This is a genomic window from Flavobacterium sp. FG19 (assembly GCF_057809475.1).
The window spans coordinates 26,769-47,379 of the sequence record NZ_JBMDKA010000033.1; the positions used below are offsets into that span (position 1 = coordinate 26,769).

Consider the following 20,611-nt stretch of genomic DNA (forward strand, 5'->3'; position numbering starts at 1 on the left):
TTAAGCTTGTGAATTCGGAAATTTTGTTACTTTTGTCTTTTAAAAAGTTAAATATCATGGTACATACAGAAAATACCCTTTCGTCTAAATCGGAAATTCTGATTGAAAAAGAGAACAAATACGGAGCTCATAATTATCATCCGCTTCCTGTGGTTTTAGAAAAAGGGGAAGGTGTGTATGTATGGGATGTTGACGGAAAAAAATATTTTGATTTCTTATCGGCTTACTCAGCCGTAAACCAGGGACACTGTCATCCGAAAATTGTAAAAGCAATGACAGATCAGGCGCAAAAACTGACACTGACTTCACGTGCTTTTTATAATGATCAACTGGGGAATTATGAAGAATATGTAACGAAGTATTTTGGTTTTGACAAAGTGCTTCCAATGAATACAGGTGCCGAAGCTGTAGAAACGGCTTTAAAGGTCTGCAGAAAATGGGCTTATGAAGTAAAACGAATTCCGGAGAATCAGGCACAGGTTATCGTATGTGAGAATAATTTTCACGGAAGGACTACTACGATTATTTCGTTTTCAAATGATGAAACGGCCCGTAAAAATTTTGGTCCGTTTACGGATGGATTTATAAAAATTGAATACGATAATTTAGAGGCTTTGGAAAAAGCTTTGGAATCATCAAAAAATATTGCCGGATTTTTGGTTGAACCTATTCAGGGTGAAGCAGGAGTTTATGTGCCGTCTGAAGGGTATCTTGCCAAAGCCAAAGCTTTATGTGAAAAACATAATGTTTTGTTTATTGCTGATGAGGTTCAGACCGGAATTGCCCGTACAGGAAAATTATTAGCGGTTCATCATGAAAATGTTCAGCCGGATATTTTGATTTTAGGAAAAGCAATTTCCGGAGGAGTTTATCCGGTTTCTGCGGTTTTATGTAATAATGAAATCATGAATGTGATCAAACCGGGACAACACGGTTCTACTTTTGGAGGAAACCCTGTTGCGGCTGCGGTTGCGATTGCGGCTCTTGAAGTGGTAAAAGAAGAAAAACTGGCTGAAAATGCAGAACGTCTGGGCGTTATTTTAAGAGACGGACTGAACAAGATCGCTGAAAAGAATAACTTAATTACACTGGTTCGTGGTAAAGGTCTTTTGAACGCGATTGTAATTAACAGCGGAGAAGATTCTGATCTGGCCTGGGAAATCTGCCTGAAATTCAGAGACAACGGATTACTGGCAAAGCCAACGCACGGAAACAAAATCAGATTTGCACCGCCATTGGTGATGACGGAAGAACAGATTAAAGAATGTCTTGTTATTATAGAGAAATCTTTGAACGACTTTAAATTATAAAAGGAACTTTAATTTAGAATTTGGAAAACGGCTGTCTTTATGAGGCAGCTGTTTTTTTTGTGGATTTGAATTATGTAACGAATAATAAAAATTATGTAATTAATAAGACGGTTTCCTGAGTAGCTTTGAAAGTGTTATTTAAAAAAGTCAAAGAATAATCCGACTGTGATCTGGTCAGGATATTACCAATTTAAAACATACTTTTAAATTTTACTTATTTTGAATCGTTAAATGAAAAAACCATTCTGTGGGGAGAATGGTTTTTTCTGTTTTAAGTCAAATCCTTAGCTATATTCCGTATCCCGGATTTTGAGTGATTTTTTTGTTAGCATCTGTCTCTTTTAACGGAATTGGAAATACTAATTGATCCGCATCATAGGTTAATAAAAGGGGATCGCCATTAGGTGTTTCTGTCAGGATAGAGCGTTTGGTTCTCTTGATGTCATGAATTAAGAAGCCTTCCATACCCAGTTCTAATTCTCTTTCCAGCAGAATATCATCGAGGGTTACCGTAATCAGGGCATCAGCATTAGCTCTGCTTCGGATTATATTAATATCGTCTACCGGTGTATTTCCAATTGCGGTTCCTTCTTCCAAATTACCTTCGGCACGAATTAAGTACATTTCCGCCAGACGGATAATCCCTACATCAGCAAACTGATCTGTATATTTAGAAGTCAGGATTCTTCCGTTGTCTTCGTTTTCGTATATAAAATCAGCTCGGTCATCAGGAGTACTGAATTTAGCCAGATAAGCATCACGGATAGAGAAATCGCCGCCGCGTCCCCCGTTTCCTTCAGAAGCGTAAAACGTTACGGCATCATTTACTCCGGTTTGTTTGGTAATCTGAATAGCGAATACATCTTCTGGCTGATCGGTATCATGGTTAAAAGCAGCACCATAGTTTTGAGATAAGGCATGACCGCTGTTTTCTATTACATCATGGGCGGCATCTCTTGCGAGATCATATCTGCCCTGCTGTAAATATACTCTTGCCAGTAAAGCCTGTGCCGCATATTTATCAGCATAAAAACCATTCTCCTCAGGTAAATTGGTATAAGCCAGATTTAAGCCGTCTATAATAACTTCATAAACTTCTTCAACCGTGCTTCTTTCTTTTGAAAGATCAACGCTGAAATCATAAATCGCATCAGGTCTTATTACAACCCCAAGCTGACTATTAGTTTGTCCGCTGACATAAGGTTTTGCGAAAAAGCGAACCAGGTCAAAGTAGGCCAGTGACTTTAAGAAACTGGCTTCACCAATCATAACAGCCCTTCTGTCAGGATCCTGTACTTTGTCTATATTTTCGATTACGGTGTTGGAAGCATTAATGATGGCATACAGGCGGGCATAAGTTCCTTCGATAATGACGTTGTCAGACAGCATATTCTTGGTATACATTTGTCGTAATTCGCCAAAACTGCCTCTCCATCTTAAATCGGTTGTGCTTAATACACCTGTTACTCCAAGAAGGTCTGCATATAGTAAAACCCTTCCTCCATAAGCATTTCCATTAGCGGCCAGCGCATAAGTTCCGGTTAGTACATTGGTAACTCCCGTTTCGGTACTTAATGTTTTATCTGCATCTTCGCGCTGTTTAGGTTCTATGTCTAATTCATTTTCGCAGCTGGTAAAAAAGGCTGCTAAAAATATAAATAGGATTAGTTTATTTGCTTTCATCTTTTTCATTTTAAAAATTAAAGTTTACACCAATAGCGGTAGTTCTGGCTGGCGGTGCAGAGTAAAAATCTTCCCCAATTCCGGTATCATCTCTTCGGGCTTCAGGGTCGTTTCCTTCATAGTTCGTAAAAGTGAGCAGGTTAACAGCTGTAAAATAAATTCGTAAGCTGCTCATACCTAAATCTTTTAAAACGTCTTTAGGAAGTGTATAACCAAATGTTAAGTTTCTTAAACGAACAAAATCGGCTTTGTCAAGATAACGTGTAGAATCTTGTGTTCCGTTTGTTCCTCCAAAACGGGCCTGCGGTACATTGGTGATATCGCCTTCTTTCTGCCATCTGTTTAACTGGTCAGCAGTCTGGTTGTCAAAATAATCAGCAGCAGATGACTGGTAAGTTCCGGCAGAATTATAAATACTGGCTCCCCATTCTCCCTGAAAAGTAAAGGTAAAATCGAAACCTTTGTACAAAATAGTGTTGGTTAAACCCGACATTAAAGTTGGGAACGGATTTCCTGCAATAATACGCTGTGCTTCGCTGTAAGTATTTGTTTTGGTACGATCAAGAGTACCGTCAGCGTTTTTAGTATTTTTGTAGAATAAGGCATCCCCGTTTTCCGGATCAACACCAGCATATTCCACTAAATAAAAAGAGGAAATATTTTCGCCAACTCTGTTAATGGTGTAGGTACTGATAATATCAGTGTTGTTGTTTGGAAGTGTTTTTACTTTTGACTGGTTGGTAGTCAGGTTAAAACTGGTATTCCATTTAAAATTCTCTGTTTCAATATTTTTGGTATTTAGAGTAAATTCAAAACCATTACTTCTGATTTTTCCAATATTTTTATTGATAGAAGCGGCTCCGGAACTTAAAGGTAACGGAACTTCAAAAAGTAAACCATCAGTATCTTTCTGATAATAATCGGCTTCTAAGGTAAATCGGTTTAAGAAACTTACTTCCACACCAAAATCCGTCTGTGCTGATTTTTCCCAGGTAAGGTCATTATTACCAGGCTGATCAAACGTAAGTCCTGATTTTAAATTATACGGATTAGGTCTGTAAAGCTGACGGGATGCAAAGTTTCCGATCTCGGCATTTCCAAGTTTTCCCCAGCTTCCTTTTACTTTTAAGTTGGTCAGTACACTATTGTCTTTTAAGAACTCTTCCTGCGAAATAACCCATCCGGCAGAGAACGCCGGAAAAATACCAAATCGTTCATTTTTTCCAAAACGGGACGAACCGTCACGACGAATACTGGCTTTTAAAAGGTATTTGTTCATGTAAGCATAATTCAGCCTTCCGAACTGTGAAAGAAAAGCATAATCGGTTTCGCTTCCGTGACCTTCATTGACCTCGGCACCGCCATCGACAGTCTGGAAATCGTCGCTGGAAAAATAGATGCTGTTTACATCCTGATATCTTCTGTGGTATTTGTTGAATTCCATACCCGCTACGAGGTTTAGAGTGTGTTTTTCGGCAAAGGTCTGGTCAAAAGTAAAATAGTTACTGGAAACATAATTTTCAGTGTTTACAGAAGTAGCATATACAGCCCCGTCTGTGGCCATAAAAGGCGCATTTTTGCCCTGCCAGTAATCTTCGGTCTGCGTCATCAGGTCATATGAAAAATCAGAATTAAACTTTAAGGAAGATAAAATCTTAAATTCTCCGTACAGTTTGCCTGTAAGCCTGCGCATAATGGTTTTCCAGAACGTATTGTCTTTTGCTAACAGGTAGTTGGAATACTCTGTGTTTGGATTTGCACTTCCGTCTTCTAATCTTGCCGGAGAGATCGGAGCCTGCGCAACCGACTGTAATGGGGAAGAAAAGGAGTTGTCGTCCTGAACCCTGTGAATTAAAGATCTTGAAAAACCAAGGTTCATTCCTAACAATAAACGATTCGAAATTCTGTGCGATACATTGGTTCTGGCTGTAAATCTTTCTAAAGTATTGCTGTCTACAATACCGGTTGTATTGTTATAAGCACCGGAAAAGAAATATTTTGTTTTGTCATCTCCTCCCGAAGCAGAGAAATCAGCATCGGTAGTATAACCGGTTCTTAACGCAATATCCTGCCAGTTGGTGTCTATTTCCCCATTTCTCCAGTCTGTTCCCTGAGAAAGGTATTCCAGTTCATCTTCAACCGATTCAAGATCATTTACGTTTCTTCCGGCTTCCTGCAGTAATTCAACATATTGTTTGGCATTCAGCCATTTTCTTTTATGTGTAGCTTCACTTACTCCCTGAGAAAGGTTTACAGTAAAAGTTCCTTTGCCTTCTTTTCCTTTTTTAGTAGTAATTAAAACAACTCCGTTAGCTCCTCTCGCTCCGTAAATAGCAGCAGAAGAAGCATCTTTTAAAACATCTATTGATTCAATTTCGTTTGTACTTAAAGTGAGCAGCGGGTTGGTTGGAGCACCGTTGCTGGATTCATCGTCATTAATTAAAGGAATTCCGTCGAGTACATATAAAGGCTGTGTTCCGGCACTGATACTGGCTGCACCACGAACACGGATATTAATTCCTCCGTCGACTTTACCATTGGTTTGCGTAATCTGAACACCTGCCAGTTTACCTACTAAAGTATTCTGCATATTCGAAACAGGAATCTGCTGAATATCCTTTGCTGTTACACGGGCGATATTATCTGTTAAATTTCTTTTAGATTGTGTTCCGTATCCTACCACAACAACGGCTTCCAGTTCATTTTGAATTTCTATCAGTTCGATAGTCATTTTATTGGAAGCCGGAACTTCGACCGTTTTGTAACTAACATAACTTACAATAAGGATTTCTCCTTTTTTAGCGGAGATTTTAAAAAGACCATCAAAATCAGTCTGGGCGCTTACACTTGTTCCTTTTAAAACAATGTTTACTCCGGGAATTGGAAGTCCTTTTTTATCCGTTACTTTTCCGGATATAGATTCCTGCTGTGCGGCAGCCATCTGAGCAAAAAATAACAGCAGCCACAAAAAATTTTTTAATTTAATTTTCATATCCTTTCGTTTAAATTAGTCTCTCAAATATCTTAATTTAATGTTAATTTTTAATAGTAATTTAACATTAAATATAACAATTATATCATTTTTTGTGATATTGATAACTTTTGTGAACGTGTTTGTTGGTTTTTGATGAAAATTTTATGATTTTTTGATAAAAATGTAAAACCGTACAATCTGCTTCGAATCCGGGACTGCTTTTTATGATATTAAAATGATGGAAAGCAATAAAAAAGCGACTGTCCGAAAACAACCGCTTTGGTTATAATTACTAAAAATATCAAAAAAAGTAATTATTATTTTTTTAGAATTTAACTTTTTTAAGTTCCCAAAGTGTCCTGATAAAAGTATCAACATCTTCGGTGGTGTTGTAAAATGCCAGAGAAGGACGAACAGTTGTTTCTACTCCCATTCTGCGCAGAATAGGCTGGGCACAATGATGTCCGGTTCTTACCGCCACACCTTCTTTGTTAAGTGCCTGTCCCACCTGATCGTTTGAATAGCCCTGCAGGTTAAAAGATAGTACACTGGCTTTGTCTTTGGCTGTTCCTATTAAACGTACACCCGGAATCTCTTTTAATAGGCTTGTTGCATATTCTAACAAATAATGCTCATATTGCCCAATAGCTTCAATTCCCAGTTTGGTAACATAATCAATGGCGGCACCAAGACCAATAGCATCGGCAATGTTTCCGGTTCCGGCTTCAAAACGATTGGGTGCTTTGTGGTATTTTATTTCCTCAAAAGTAACATCCTGAATCATGTTTCCGCCCGACTGATACGGCTGCATTTCATTTAAAAGATCTTCTTTGCCGTATAAGGCTCCAATTCCGGTTGGACCGAATAATTTATGGCCCGAGAAAACCAGCCAGTCCGGATTTAAATGCTGTACATCGACTTTCATGTGTGAAACTGACTGTGCACCATCAATCAGAACTCTGGCTCCGGCTGCATGTGCCATTTCTACTATTTTCTTTGCCGGTGTAATGGTTCCTAAGGCATTCGAAACCTGTGTAAAAGCTACTAAACGGGTTTTTGGATTCAGCAGTCTGGCATATTCATCCAATAGAATCTGGCCGTCATCGTCAACCGGAATCACTCTGAGTTTTAATCCTTTTTTATCGGCCAGCCGTTTCCACGGAACAATATTGGCATGATGTTCCAGATTGCTTACAATAATTTCGTCACCAGAATTTAAATTTTGCTCTCCCCAGGTTGAAGCAACGAGATTTATTCCTTCCGTGGCTCCTCTTACAAAAACAATCTCATTTACAGAACCGGCATTTAAAAATGCTTTTACTTTTTCGCGTGCAGCTTCGTATGCATCAGAAGCACGAGCAGCCAGTTCATGGGCGGCACGGTGAATATTCGAGTTTTCATGTTCGTAGAAATACGCAATTCTGTCAATTACCGATTGTGGTTTTTGGGTTGTGGCAGCATTGTCAAACCAGACTAATGGTTTTCCGTTTACTGTTTCTCTCAGAATTGGAAAGTCTTTTTTGACCAAAGCGGCATCAAAATGATGTCCTTTAAAAAGATTGATTTCTTTAGTATCAAAAGAGTTTCCAACGATGATGTCTGTGTTTCTTTTATCAAATGCAAAAGGATTCTGTTCTAAAAAATAATACGAAGCAGAGGTTTCATTTCCGTTTAAAGGAAAAGGTTCCCGTTTTTGAAACTGAGTATCCACTGATGCTAAAGCAGCCTGTAATTCAATTTCAAAAGAAGAATGTTCTGTTTGAAAAGGCAGGTATTGATTGTTCAGCAGTAATGAGGAAAAGATAGTCTCTTCGTTCAATTGCGGTACATTGCCATTTTTCAGATTTACATCCTGAAATCCGGTATGCGGATCATTGATGTTTAAATCATGGTTTTCCTGAACACCTGAAGCTGCGTTTTTGCTTTTCGGGTCGTATCCTGCTCCGGCATTTGGATATAAAGCAGAGGCTCCCGTATTTCCGTACTGCACTACAGAAGGAGATACTCCGAAACCGCTGAACGAATGCTGAGCAGGCTGCACATTTGCCGGAATTACAGGGATCTGACCAAACTGATCTGAATTTCCGGCCTGCAGCAGTGTTTCTGCAATATGCGTGGCACGAGGATGTTCCGCTTTGTCCGGACTTAATGAAATTTCTTTTGGAAACTCATTAGGCAGTGCTCTGAACAGCTCATTGGCCAAATGCTGCAGATCGTCGATGCTGGGTAATCCGTTATGGTTAATATTTGTACTCATGATACTTTCCTATTTCTACGTCTTCTAAAACAGCAATAGCATCATCTACCAAAATAGCCAGCGAACAATACAGCGACACGAGATAAGAGGCAATGGCTTTTTCATTAATTCCCATAAAACGAACGGATAATCCAGGTGACTGTTCGCCCTGTAATCCCGGCTGAATTAGTCCAATAACGCCCTGACGGCTTTCTCCGGTACGTAATAATATAATTTTAGATTTTCCGTCTTTAATAGGCAGTTTATCTGATGGAATAAGTGGTATTCCTCTCCAGGTTAAAAATTGGGAACCAAATAAAGAGGTTGTAGGCGGCGGAACACCACGACGGGTACATTCACGTCCAAAAGCAGCTATAGCCAGCGGATGTAAAAGGAAAAAACCGGGTTCTTTCCAGACTTTTGTTAATAGTTCATCCAGATCGTCGGGAGTTGGTGCGCCCGTTCTGGTTTTAATAACCTGAGAGGGTGCTACATTACTTAGTAATCCGTAATCTTTGTTGTTGATTAATTCGCTTTCCTGACGTTCTTTAATAGTTTCTATAGCCAGACGTAGCTGTTCTGAAATCTGATTGTAGGGTTTGCTGTATAAATCAGAAACACGGGTATGTACATCAACGATAGTCTGAACGGCAGCCAGATTGTATTCTCTGGGATTTTCGATATAATCAACGAAAGTATTTGGTAAAACTCTTTCATCACGTGCCGAGCAGTCCACTTCGATATGGTTTGCATTTTTTACCTTATTGAGACGGAATACTCCGGATTCTACCGGTGTCCAGTGTAAAAGATGCGTTAGCCAGCGCGGAGTTATGGTTCCAATTTGAGGAACGGTACGTGTTGCAATTGCTAATTGTCTTGCGGCAACATCGCCTAATGCGGTCTGTTGTTTTTGTAAATCTGCCATAGTTTTAAGTTTTTTGGTTCATTTTTTCGTTTTAAACAATTACTAAAAGTGCATTGTTAAAATTACAGGTTTTATTTTGTTGTAAATAGCTGGTGTTTAATTTTTTATGAGAAAAAATCAAATAATTCTTCAACAGAAAGATAACGTTCTCCCGTATCATAATTGAAAGTAAGAATAACGGCATCTTCCGGAATATTTTTTATTTTTTTTGAAACGGCTGCCAATGCGGCGCCGGTAGAAACTCCTCCAAATATTCCTTCTTCTTTGGTTAGTTTTTTAGCAAATGAAAAAGCATCGTTTTTTTCGATTGTGATAATTTCATCTACATAGTCACGGTTAAAGACTTCCGGAATGAATCCGGCGCCAATTCCCTGCAGCGGATGGGGAGCGGGAATACCACCGCTTAAAACCGGTGAAAGTGCCGGCTCAACCGCAATGGTTTTCAGATTGGGAAAATGCTGTTTTAGAATTTTAGAAACCCCGGTAATATGCCCGCCCGTTCCAACTCCCGTGATCAGGTAATCGATGCCGTCAGGAAAGTCAGCTAAAATTTCCTGTGCCGTAGTTCGTTCGTGAACTTCAACATTAGCCCTGTTAGTGAATTGTGAAGGCAGAAAAGAATTTTTGATGGTTGAGGCCAGTTCATGTGCTTTTTCAACAGCGCCGGAAGTTCCTTTTTCACGGGGCGTCAAAACATATTCGGCACCGTAAGCCTCAATGATTTTTCGGCGTTCGACACTCATCGATTCGGGCATGACAATAATTACTTTGTATCCTTTTACTGCTGCGACTAAGGACAGCCCTATTCCGGTATTTCCGGAGGTAGGCTCAATAATGATAGAATCGGGTTTTAAAAGCCCTTTTTTCTCGGCATCTTCAATCATAGCCAGTGCAATCCTGTCTTTAATACTCGATCCCGGATTTGATTTCTCTAATTTAATCCATACCTCGTGGGTTTTAAAAAGCTTGTTGAGCTTTATATGGGGGGTATTCCCAATGGTTTCTAAAATGTTCTGATATTTCATGTTTTTGATATTTTTAAATAGAATAAAAAATGGGTTCGGGAAAAGGATTATTGTCCTTAACTTTCATCTCATTTTTATGGTAAACAACGGAATTGGATGGGATCGAATAGGTCAGCCATACATTTCCTCCAATGATGGAATCCCGGCCTACAGTTGTTTGCCCGCCCAGAATAGTGCTGTTGGCGTAAATAATAACATTGTCTTCAATGCTGGGATGTCTTTTTATAAAAGCTTCTTCTTTTTTTACACTTAAAGCGCCAAGCGTAACGCCCTGATAAATCTGGACATTGTTCCCGATAACGGCTGTTTCGCCTATAACGATTCCGGTTCCGTGATCTATTGCAAATCCATTGCCAATCTGGGCTCCGGGATGAATTTCGATGCTAGTTTTAATATGGGCATATTCTGAAATGGTACGGGCCAGTAGTTTTAAATCCTGCTTCCAAAGCTGATGAGAAAATCGATAAACGGCAATAGCGAAAAAACCGGGATACGAATACAAAACTTCTTCTATTGATTTGGCCGCAGGATCTTTGGCAAAAATGGTTTGGGCATCATTCCGTGCTTTTCTGTATAAATAGGGCAGTGCTTCAAAAAAAATGAGGGTCTGCTGTCTGCCTTTTTTGTTAGTTGGGGCAAAGTTGGTAACCAGCTCCTCAAATTGTCTTTCTAACCCGTCGAATTTATTTTCAATAATAGCGGGAATGCCATAAGACCTTGAAGTATTCGAAAACAAAATCGAAAACAATTCATCAATAAAATGATGAATGAGTTTCTTTTCAGGAAGTATGGCCAATTCCTGATGCTGTCTTGCTATTTCCTGGTAAAATGAATTCATACGGATTGATTTTAGGGTTAAAAAAAAGATTATTTTTTAAGAGCTGCTCCGCCCGGCATCGTTTCTGGTTTTAATTTAAATTTACTGTATTCGACAACTCCGGTTTCATCTGCCCAGTCAAAATAAGAAGCTGAAAGCCTGTTTACAATTCCCGGATGCTGCTGTGCCAGATTGGTGGTTTCCCCTCTGTCGGTTTCCAGATCGTAAAGTTCCCATTCATATGAAGGATAAATTGAAACCAGTTTCCATTTTCCTTCACGAACAGCCCTGTTGCCCGCTCTTTCCCAAAATAATGGTGTGCCTCTGTCCACCTGCGAAACATTATTAAATAAAACAGGTAACAAACTTTTTCCAACCAAAGCGTTTGTCGTCACACCATTATATTCTTTTGGATATTCAATTCCTGCCAGGTCATAAAAGGTAGGGGCAAGATCAATAATATGCCCGGTTCCTTTATCAATACGCCCGGCTTTGATTTTTGAGGGAAACCAGGCAATAAACGGTGAACTAAAACCGCCTTCATGCATATTGTTTTTGTATTGCTGTAAAGGGGTATTGGATAAATAGGCCCAGTTTTGTTCCTGATAATCAAAAGAACCGGAGGTTCCGACAGGCCCTTCATTTCTGACTAAACCTCTTCCCAGCGGATTGTACGTATTGAATCCGCCCTGGGCACCGTTGTCTGAAATGAAAATAATCAGTGTGTTTTTATCTTTTTTGAGTGCTTTAAGTTTGTCCAGAACCTTACCCACATTTTGATCCATATTGTCGACCATGGCCGCGTAAACTTCCATTTTGGCTTTCCAGAACTGTTTTTCGTCATACGTCAGTTTACTCCATTCCGGAACTTCAGGATCTCTTGGTGCAATACTCTGATCAGCTGGTAAAATACCGCTGGCTTTTAATTTTTGAATCCTTTTTTCTCTTAAAACGTCCCAGCCTTCATCAAATTTTCCCCTGTATTTTGCAATATCAGCTTGTTTTGCCTGTAAAGGCCAGTGTGGTGCTGTAAAGGCTAAATATAAAAAGAAAGGCTTGTTTTCTTTGTTCTGTTCGTCCAGGAAAGTCACAGCATTATTACCAATTTCATCTGTAAAATAATAAGAATCGTCTTTTGGATGGAGTTCTTCATTATTTCGAATCAGTTTTACAGGATAAGGTGTTTTTCCAAAAGGAAGCGGTTTGGTATCAAAATAATTTGATGCGCCTTTCAGGATTCCGTAAAATTTATCAAAACCTCTCTGATTGGGCCATTGCGACTGATCTTCAGAACCCACATGCCATTTTCCGGATAAAAGGGTGCTGTAGCCGCCGGAGCGGAAAACTTCTCCCAGTGTCAAAGATTCTTTATTTAAATACCCCTGATAAGCCGGTAAACCTAAATTGACATCGAAGAAACCAACTCCGGCTTTGTGCTGGTATTGACCCGTCAGGAGGGAAGCCCTTGTTGGTGCACAGATTGAGTTGTTGTAAAATTCCCGTAAGCGCAAACCTTCTGCGGCCAGTTTATCAAGATTAGGCGTTTTAATTTCTGAACCATAATTTCCTAAATCAGAATATCCCATATCATCAACCAGAATCAAAATAATATTAGGTTTCGTATCGGATTGGGCATTCGACTCGTGAGTAGTCAAAGCTCCGGTGAAGAGAAGAAAGAAAAGGAGTTTGGTCATTTTTGTGTTCATTTCAGTGTGTTTTTTGTTTTTTAGTGATAAATATTCTTAAAATCAGGTCATTTCTGTTGCCGCAGAAATGACCTTTGGTAATCAAAAAGAAGGTTAGTTTGTCGTCTCTATTTTCATTTTTGATTTAGTATAGCATAATGCTTTCTGAGGCAGAAGCATCAAATGTTCTTTCAGTATAAATTGAAATGCTGTCTGATTCCCATTCTGGATTGTGAGTGTAAACGGAATCATGACAGATAAATGGCAGGAATTAACAACAGCTGCACATATAACAAAAGGTGTTATAGGTGTATTTTTTAGGAAGTAGGTAATGTGGGTTATGCTCTGTTGTTTTCAAAATTGCAGCTTTTTAAATTAAACTCTACTAATTCTATAGACAAAGTTATATTTAATATTGTAAAATCCAAATTTATCTTTGTTTTTTTTGAAAAAAAGATGCAGCAGAGAAGGGTGTAGAAATATTTTTTGTGTTTAAATGATTGATTTGTAGTGTTTTGTTTTTTATTTTAGAAGGAAATATCAAAACAACGGGAAGTTTTTGCGGGTTGAAGTTTTTTGAATTTCGTAATCCTGATAACTATCGGGAGCTAAGTCACAAAGATTTTATTTCACGCAGATTCAAAAGATTTGAGCAGATGTAAAGATTTTAGAACTAAAATCGGTATCAATCTGTGTAATCTGCGTAAAACAAAATCTTTTAATCCAGCTAGTTTGTGGCTTTAAATAGAACTGCTTTGTGACAGAACAGATTTTAATTACCAAAAAGCAGAAACGCAATAACCAGCGTAACCATTACATTGAATAACTGCGCGATTAAAAAGGCATATAACGGTTTACGGCTGTTATGGACCAGTAAATCTTTAAAATTAGTTTCTAAACCAATACTTGTAAAAGCTAAGGCAAACCAGATTCCCTGCAGGTTTTTTAAGCTGTCTTTTACGATATCTCTTGTTTCACTTGTAATTAAAAAGGAGAAAAGCAGAGAAGCCGCAATAAATCCGATTACGAATTTTGGAAAACGTTCCCAGATTACTTTTAGAGTTGGTTTCGATTCGACGGCTTGAGTTGTCGTATTATGCGAATACGTCCAGTAAACCGAAATAGCAAAAGCGGCTAATCCTAATAAAACGTTTTGAGAGAATTTGACAATGGTACTGATTTTTAAAGCGGTTTCGCCAACTAAGGTTCCGGAAGCTGCAACAGCTCCGGAGGTATCAATACTGCCGCCAAGCCAGGCTCCGGTTACTTCTTCGGGGAAATTAAAATATCGGGCGATAACCGGCATGAAAATCATCATGGGAATTGCAGTGATCAATACGACGGAAATAACGTAGGATAATTTTTTAGAGTCGCCTTTAATGGCACCGGACGTGGCAATCGCAGCCGAAACGCCGCAGATAGAGACGGCACTCGAAATCATCATCGTAAGTTCATCATCAACTTTTAATTTTCGGCAGAGCCAAAAGGCAAAATACCAAACAGACAGCACAACAACCAATGCCTGGATTAAGCCTAATGAACCTGCTTTGAGAATATCAGAGAAAATAACACTGGTTCCCAATAAAACCAATCCAATTTTGACAAAAACTTCTGTAGAAAGTGCGGAACGAAACCATTCCGGAAGTTTGAAAAAGTTTCCAATAGCCAGACCAATGATCAGACTAAAAATCACAGCTTCAAGATTGATGGATTTTATGGCTGAATTTCCGGCAAGAAGTAAGGCAAGCAGTGTCAAGATATATACTATGGGAAAAGTAAAGAGAAAGTACCGGACTGATTTTCCGATTAAAAAAGCACCAAGCATTCCGATAGAAATTAAATATATAAATTGAATGAAAATAATTTTAAGGTTTTTAAGATCGAATACGCTGGCAGCTAAATCGGCAGTAGTTGACCAGTTAAAAACAGGAACTTCCGGAAGAAATATAAAAAGTGAAATTCCTATGATTATAAATCCCAGAATTACGACTGTCCAGTCTTCGTGAAGGGTAAATTGTTTGTATTGAGATGACATATTTTTGGGTTGATTATTCTAAGATTATTGGAATTGCCTTTCGTTTAGAGAGGAAGCAATTTATAGTAAATGCTAAACCCGACAGTCCCGAAGCCTCAGGATAAAATCTGTCGGGTTTACATAATCGGTTACAGATCCACAAAGTATTTTTGTCTGCCAAAGTTAAATTCATAATACGTCAGGTTCGGCCACAGGGGTTTGATCAGTCCTTTTTCCCAGGTTTGTAAAGCCGTCTGCAGTTCCTTTACTTTTTCGGGATTTTTTGCAGCCAGATCTGTAGTTTCAGATTTGTCTTTGGCGAGATTGTAAAGCCAGGTTTCGTGGGTTTTACCGCTTATAATTAATTTCCAGTCACCGCTTCGGATTGCTTTTGCATCGCCGGAACGCCAGTATAACTCTTTATGCGCTTCTTTGTTGTTATTGACCACATCAATTAAATCAACTCCGTCGTAAACACGGTCTTTTGGAAGTCCTGAATGCGTTACAGCGGCAATCGTGCTGAAAATATCCAGAGAACTTACCGGTGTTTTGTAAACAGTATGCGGTTTGATTTTTCCTTTCCACGAAAGTGCAAACGGAACATTGACACCGCCTTCAAAATGCGAAAATTTCCCACCTTTTAATGGGGCATTTGTGGTAGCAAAAGTATAATCGGCACCGCCATTGTCACTGATAAAAAAGACTAAAGTGTTTTCTTCTAAACCTTCTTTTTTAACTTTTTCCCTGATTCTCCCAATCGCATCGTCAAGGGCACTGATCATAGCAAAATAAACACGTTTGTTTTCGTCTTTTACATTGGGAAAACGATCATAATATTTTTTGCGAACCTGAAATGGCGTGTGCGGGGCATTAAACGGAACGTATAATAAAAACGGTTTGTTTTTATTTTTATCAATAAAAGCTTCGGCTTCATCAGCAAATGTTTCGGTTAAATACTTTTTATCCTTTATGATAGTCGTATCACGGCGAATTTGCCCGGTTCCGACACGGCCATTGCCCCAAATTGTTTTATCGGTAAAATCTTTGTGATGATGATTGATGATATCCGGATTATCATCTTCGGGAGTGTAAAGTGAAAAAGCCTGATAAAATCCATAATGATAATCGAAACCGCGGTCTACAGGAAAAAATCCTTTGTTGTGACCCAAATGCCATTTTCCAATAATAGCGGTAGCGTAACCTTGTTTTTTGGCTAAATCGGCAAAAGTAATTTCTGATTTTGGTAAACCCTGCGTCGCTATAGAAGCTTCGTTAGGGTACTTTATTTTATCATTTAAACGCCAGCTGTCCGTGTTGATTAAATATTTAAAGGCATAATACTCCAGATTGTTTTTCGGATAACGGTCTCCCGGCTGATATTCATGTCCAAAACGTTCCTGATAACGGCCTGTTAATAATCCGGCACGTGATGGCGAACAAATTGATGATGAAACATATCCGTCAGTAAAAGTTACTCCGGAGGCAGCAAGTGAATCGATTTGCGGTGTGGGCGTTGATTTTCCGCCGTAAAGAGAAATATCATATTTGCCTAAATCGTCGGCGACCAGAATGATGATATTGGGTTTTGCTGCGGAGTTTTTGGAAGTGTCTTTTTGGGAAAGAAAGGCTGCTTTTCCTTCTGCTAATTTTTTATCGGCTTTAATTAAAGTTCCATCGGTATTAATAGGCCAGAATAAAAATGCTCCAAGAATGAGAAGCACTATTAGAATGGAAATTACAATTTTGGTTATTTTTTTATAGGCTGCCATAGGATTGGGTTAGTTTATTTTGTGATTGGTGAACTTTGACAAAGTTTTTACTTGTATTTCAGAAGATGACCTGAGATTATTTTGAAGCCAAAGCCACATCAACTTCTTTTTTTAAATCACTGAAACCGTCTTTCTTGAAGACGATTTTACCATTTTGATATAAAATCAGAGTTGGGAAAACTTTGATACTTTTTAAATCAGCAATTACCTGCGGACTGGTTTCGAGGTCAATTTCTACGATTTTTAGATTGTCGCCATATTGTGTCCTGATGGTTTCCAGCACAGGTTTTACTTTAGTACAGGCACCGCAGTATTTAGAGCCAATATCGACTAAAACAGTTTTATTATCAGCAATGATTTTATGGTATTCCGTAAGGGTTAATTTGCTTTTGGAACTGGTGTAAAAGGGTTTTCCGTTTCCAATCCAGTTCGCAATGCCGCCTTCTAAACTATAGGCTTCTTTAAAACCGTTTTTGAGCAGTTCATCGGCCAGCCAAACGCTTCTTCCGGCTCCCACAGAGTAGGTAAACACGGGTCTTGATTTGTCCAGTTTTGCCACTTGTTCTGCATAATTTTTCGATTCTAAATTAAAATTTACGGCACCGTTAATGTGGTTTAAAGCAAATTCTTCCGGACCTCTGGCATCAATTATCTGCGGCTTTTTTTCGACCTGAATTTTACTGTAGAAAACATCAAGCGAAACGGTATTGGAACTTTTGTTTTGTGAAAAACCTGCGATTGTAAAAAGCAAAATGAATGCTGTAATGCTGTATTTAATTCTATTATTTTTCATGACAGAAAGGTTTTGATAAAAGCGGGCAGTGTATTCAGGGATTATTTGAATACACTGCCGTACTTTCTATTTTTTATTGATTTTTAAATTAAACCTGTTCTAAAACCGGAGCCGGTTCTAAAGTTTCTGCTGCCTTTTCTACAGGTTTGGCTTTTAACGGAAATGCCAGTACACCTTCGGCAAGAGAACTTCCTTCTTTTTTAGATTTGAATATCGGCCATAAAAACTGGGCATACCATTCTTCCTGTTTGTATGATTTGGTTCCGTAAGATTCAGGAAATTTACGGGTGATTAATCCCGTTCCAAAGATTACATCCCAAATGAAAAACATGTTTCCAAAGTTTCCTTTGAAATGTCCAACACCGTCTCCGCTTGTATCTGCGTGATGTGCGTGGTGTGTAGCCGGGGTAGAAATCAGTCTTTCTAAAACCCATGCAATTGGATGCAGTACTTTGTATTTATAAAATGGTTTGTCCCAGGCAATGCTGGAATGTGCTCCCAAGGTGATGAAACTTTTGATTACCAAAACGAATAAAGCCGGTAATCCTAAGCCTAAATACGTTAAAGTTGCCGTTAAATAAATTTGGGAGAAGAGAACGGTATAAATAAAGTTTTGTCTGGAAGCCATTGCCATTCCCATGTATGGAGCAGAATGATGAGTTCTGTGAAAACGCCATAAAAACGGAACCTGATGGTGAAGCCTGTGGTACCAGTATTGTGTAAGGTCATCGGCAATGGCAATCAGGAAAAAACCTCCCCAAAAAGGAACCCATGATAATGCATTCGCTGCATTTGGCAGTATATAAGGTAAAGCCGTTAAGCTGAAAAAAGCAATTACGGGCGGCAGAAGTAATTTTGGTGCCAGGAAACAAACGATATCTATTTTGCGTTCTTCGCCTGTCCATTCATCATCGTATAAACCTGCGGCAAATTCAATAATTCCCAACACGATCATGAAAACGGTTAATCCCCAGGTTCGGATGTTTTCGAATGCTGGTTTTGCAAATTCTAAAAATGAAGGAAGTGTGATATGCGATTCGCTTACAGCTCCTCCGGTTAGTTTAAAATAAAGGTAAATTGCCACTACCGGCAATGAATAAATAAAAAAACTTATTGTTAAGTCTCTTGTTAATTTTTCTCTTTGAACTATTGCCATGATTTCTTATTTTAAAAATTGGTTAATTAATACTAAACCTCCGGCTAAAATTACCAGAGGGACTAAAAACAAAATTGCGCCTACGACAATCTTTTTTCCTATTATTTCATAATCTACTCGTTTCATATCTTTTTGTTTTTTAATGCTTTAATGTAAAAATATAAAAATTAACTGCTAGTTCTATGGATTTAGTAGAGTTTTATTTTTTGATTTTTCATTAATTTGTTAGAATCCTTTGTTTTATGAGCTGTTAATGGTTGGGCAGCTCTGAAATTTTACTTATTTTTCTTGTGGATGCGCTGTCTCAGAACATCCTGCCAGTCAATCAGCGGATAGAGATTGTTTTTCTTCGCCTGATTATCAAATTCGGCCTGAAGTTCTTTTAGCTTTTCCGGGTATTTTTTGGCTAAATCAACTCTTTCGTTAAAATCGGTATTCAGGTTGTAAAGTTCCCATACATCATTATCAAAATTGCTTGGTTCCTCTTTTTGCGACAGGGCATCATTTTGAGTAATATCAATATAATCAGGATGATGCGGCGCCGAAGCTTTCCATCCGTCTTTATACAAAGCTCTTGAACCAAAGATGTAATAATGCTGGATTGTATGTCTTGAAGGAGCTTTTGCATCAGCATAAGAATACGCCAGTGAAGTTCCCTGAATAGAATCCTGGGCAATTCCTCTGATGGTTTGCGGAGCTTTAATTCCAACGGTTTCCAAAGTTGTTGGCAGAATATCAATCACGTGTCCGTATTGTGTACGAATTCCGGGAGTTTTAATTCCTTTAGGATAATATACAATCAGCGGGTTTCGGGTTCCTCCTTCAGAATGCGCATCTTGTTTCAGATTCCTAAACGGAGTGTTTGCAGCCAAAGCCCATCCGTGTGGATAATTTTCTTTTGTGGCGGCAGGAGTTCCCAGTAATGCTGTTTTAGATAAATTGGCTTTCAGGGATTCTTCTTTAATTTTGGGATCAGAAAGTTTTCGGAATGATTCATCAATTAAGCCAATCGAACTTCCTTCTTTACTTGCTCCATTATCTCCCAGAACAATATAAAAAATAGTATTGTCAAGCTGATTTATTGATTTAAGGTGATCTACAATCCGGCTTACTTCATAATCGGTATATTCCAGATATCCGGCATATATTTCCATAAACCGGGCATATAATTTTTTCTCATCCGCAGATAAGCTGCTCCAGGCTGGCACATAAGAATCACGAATGGTTAGTCTGGCATCAGAAGGCACCAGACCTAATTTTTTCTGATTGGCTAAAACTTTGTCACGGTAAATATCCCAGCCTTCATCAAATTTTCCTTTGTATTTATCGCTCCATTTTTTTTCTACCTGATGAGGTGAATGTGTGGCTCCCGGTGCATAATACAAAAAGAAAGGTTTATTGGGCGCCGCATTTTTCTGGCGGTCAATATAACTGATGGCTTTGCTGGTAATTAATTCACTTAAGTGTCTGCCCTGCAAATCGGTTACAAATTCGTTTTTAGACGGGTCTTTTTGAGCGCCGTTTAATTTTGTGCTTCCGTTTAACCAGGTCTGATCTTCGACTAAATCGGGATTATACTGATCCGTTTGTGAACCTAAGAATCCGTAGAAATGTTCGAAGCCTTTTCCGGTTGGCCATCTGTCAAACGGGCCTGCATCTGTGGCTTCTTCATCTGGCGTAACACCGTATTTACCAACAGCAAAAGTGTTGTAACCGTTATCACGTAAAATCTCAGCAATTGTTCCCGCCGAAGAAGGAATCCTTCCGTCCCATCCCGGAAATCCTGCCGACATTGAGGTATGTGAAAATCCGCCGACATGTACGGCATGTGAGTTACGTCCGGTTAATAAGGCCGAGCGGGTAGGGGCACAAATTGCCGTTGTATGAAAGTTGGTATAACGCAGACCGTTATTGGCCAGTTTTTCAAAAGTGGGTGTACTGATTAATCCTCCAAAAGCACTGGTTGCCCCAAAGCCTACATCATCTAATAAAATCCAGACCACGTTGGGTGCTCCTTCCGGGGCTTTTACAGGATCTGGCCAATATTCTTTAGAATCGGCTAAGGTTTTACCAATTACGCCTTTGTAATCCGGATCAGGTTTTATTTGTCCTACACCAAACTGAGCGATAAGCAGAGCAGTAATCAAAAGCCCCTTTTGCGGACTTTTGATGTCAGCTGAATTATTTTTGATTTTTTTCATTGTCTGTAATTTAATAAACCAGC

Annotated in this window: 13 protein-coding genes; 1 reads left to right on the top strand and 12 read right to left on the bottom strand. The window is 38.9% G+C overall.

Annotation, left to right across the window (positions count from 1 at the left end):
• Positions 1–56 precede the first annotated feature (56 nt).
• Positions 57–1,310 carry an ornithine--oxo-acid transaminase gene (gene rocD, locus ACODST_RS24065; RefSeq protein ID WP_488934638.1) on the top strand — a complete coding sequence of 418 codons (1,254 nt, stop codon included), beginning with the start codon at positions 57–59 and terminating at the stop codon, positions 1,308–1,310.
• A 288-nt stretch (positions 1,311–1,598) separates the two neighbouring features.
• Here rocD and ACODST_RS24070 read toward each other — a convergent pair whose 3' ends face one another.
• The 12 genes from ACODST_RS24070 to ACODST_RS24125 all read right to left on the bottom strand — a co-directional run bounded on the left by ACODST_RS24070 (position 1,599) and on the right by ACODST_RS24125 (position 20,588).
• Positions 1,599–2,993: a RagB/SusD family nutrient uptake outer membrane protein gene (locus ACODST_RS24070; RefSeq protein ID WP_488934639.1), complete on the bottom strand. Its 1,395-nt coding sequence runs from the start codon at positions 2,991–2,993 to the stop codon at positions 1,599–1,601.
• 10 nt (positions 2,994–3,003) lie between these two features.
• Positions 3,004–5,985: a SusC/RagA family TonB-linked outer membrane protein gene (locus ACODST_RS24075; RefSeq protein ID WP_488934640.1), complete on the bottom strand. Its 2,982-nt coding sequence runs from the start codon at positions 5,983–5,985 to the stop codon at positions 3,004–3,006.
• Between the two features lie 307 nt (positions 5,986–6,292).
• On the bottom strand, positions 6,293–8,224 hold the full coding sequence (locus tag ACODST_RS24080) for a family 2A encapsulin nanocompartment cargo protein cysteine desulfurase (protein ID WP_488934641.1): 1,932 nt from the start codon (positions 8,222–8,224) through the stop codon (positions 6,293–6,295).
• The gene (locus tag ACODST_RS24085; protein WP_488934642.1) at positions 8,208–9,128 is read right to left on the bottom strand and encodes a family 2A encapsulin nanocompartment shell protein; all 921 of its coding nucleotides are present in this window, start codon (positions 9,126–9,128) and stop codon (positions 8,208–8,210) included. Before ACODST_RS24085 ends, ACODST_RS24080 begins: the two co-directional genes overlap by 17 nt.
• Before the next feature lie 104 nt (positions 9,129–9,232).
• The gene (gene cysK, locus ACODST_RS24090) at positions 9,233–10,153 is read right to left on the bottom strand and encodes a cysteine synthase A (protein ID WP_488934643.1); all 921 of its coding nucleotides are present in this window, start codon (positions 10,151–10,153) and stop codon (positions 9,233–9,235) included.
• A 13-nt stretch (positions 10,154–10,166) separates the two neighbouring features.
• On the bottom strand, positions 10,167–10,991 hold the full coding sequence (gene epsC, locus ACODST_RS24095) for a serine O-acetyltransferase EpsC (protein WP_488934644.1): 825 nt from the start codon (positions 10,989–10,991) through the stop codon (positions 10,167–10,169).
• 29 nt (positions 10,992–11,020) lie between these two features.
• Entirely contained in the window at positions 11,021–12,676 is a 1,656-nt protein-coding gene (locus tag ACODST_RS24100) for an arylsulfatase (RefSeq protein ID WP_488934645.1), read from the bottom strand.
• 751 nt (positions 12,677–13,427) lie between these two features.
• Positions 13,428–14,690 carry a YeiH family protein gene (locus ACODST_RS24105; RefSeq protein WP_488934646.1) on the bottom strand — a complete coding sequence of 421 codons (1,263 nt, stop codon included), beginning with the start codon at positions 14,688–14,690 and terminating at the stop codon, positions 13,428–13,430.
• A 128-nt stretch (positions 14,691–14,818) separates the two neighbouring features.
• On the bottom strand, positions 14,819–16,438 hold the full coding sequence (locus ACODST_RS24110; protein ID WP_488934647.1) for a sulfatase-like hydrolase/transferase: 1,620 nt from the start codon (positions 16,436–16,438) through the stop codon (positions 14,819–14,821).
• 76 nt (positions 16,439–16,514) lie between these two features.
• On the bottom strand, positions 16,515–17,231 hold the full coding sequence (locus ACODST_RS24115; RefSeq protein WP_488934648.1) for a thioredoxin domain-containing protein: 717 nt from the start codon (positions 17,229–17,231) through the stop codon (positions 16,515–16,517).
• Between the two features lie 88 nt (positions 17,232–17,319).
• Entirely contained in the window at positions 17,320–18,387 is a 1,068-nt protein-coding gene (locus tag ACODST_RS24120) for a sterol desaturase family protein (RefSeq protein WP_488934649.1), read from the bottom strand.
• A gap of 275 nt (positions 18,388–18,662) precedes the next feature.
• Entirely contained in the window at positions 18,663–20,588 is a 1,926-nt protein-coding gene (locus tag ACODST_RS24125; protein ID WP_488934650.1) for an arylsulfatase, read from the bottom strand.
• Between the last annotated feature and the right edge of the window lie 23 nt (positions 20,589–20,611).